An 893-nucleotide genomic window follows, 5' to 3' on the forward strand; every position below is an offset into this window, starting at 1 on the left:
GAGGGGATGTCCAACTTTTGGGGTGCAGTTCAAAATGAAATATTCGCTTTCAGACGACCTTTTCGCCGTTCATCCCATTTGTTGCAGCCCATTGCATCAATCAGTTACCATATAAATCTATTGTCATTTTAGACCTTCAGTCGCAATCTTTGGGCTAAGTTGAGACAACGTGGTATCGGTTCAAACTTGGATTACTAGAGCATTCTTATCTTTAAAATTTATAGTGGATTAAAATTGCAATGATACGGCGTTGCCAACGCCCTTATGTACTACCCGTACACGGCGGGCGTTGCCGCCTTGTCTCATTTTTATTTTAATCCACTATAATTGAGGAAAGAGCAGTATGATGAAAAAGTTTTTATATATGTTTTTACTTTTTATACCCTTGTCAGCCTATGCAGGGACATATCGAGTAAACAAAACAGGGCTATTGCTTCAGACAAAGCATTTGAAAAATGGAAATATACAATTCGATATATATAACCCGCGCAATTCAGGGAAAAATTCTTTGGCGCAAGGCGTGGCAAAATTAAAATCAGGGGATTCGGAAATTGATATAGATGAAGAAACGGGTCTAGGTTATGCTGTGGATGAATATATTCATGATAAAAATCAATGCTTCATATCGATACGCCTAGATGTAGAAAAGGGTAAGAAAGGCTCGTTAAAGACCTCATGTCCGAAACAAAATGAATTAAGACATCTTAATATTCCAATTTTGAAAATTAAGTAGGCGTAACCAGTGGCGGGGTTGAAAACATGCCATTTAAAAAGCTCGTCTGAAAATCATTTCAGACGAGCTTATGGTTTTGTTGATGTTTGATCTAATTGATGTTCGTTAGGCTACACATTAAATAAGTATTTTATAGTGGATTAACTTTAAACCAGTACGG

Annotated in this window: 1 protein-coding gene; it reads left to right on the top strand. The window is 37.1% G+C overall.

From position 1 onward, the window contains the following. The first annotated feature begins 343 nt into the window (after positions 1–343). Positions 344–733: a hypothetical protein gene (locus HMPREF3277_RS08310; protein WP_049223288.1), complete on the top strand. Its 390-nt coding sequence runs from the start codon at positions 344–346 to the stop codon at positions 731–733. The last annotated feature ends 160 nt before the right edge of the window (positions 734–893 follow it).

Source organism: Neisseria sp. HMSC70E02 (genome assembly GCF_001838645.1).
Taxonomy (GTDB): Bacteria; Pseudomonadota; Gammaproteobacteria; order Burkholderiales; family Neisseriaceae; genus Neisseria; species Neisseria macacae.

Coding starts and splice junctions, on each gene's coding strand:
- HMPREF3277_RS08310 (WP_049223288.1), top strand. CDS start 344: ATGATGAAAAAGTTTTTATATATGTTTTTACTTTTTATACCCTTGTCA.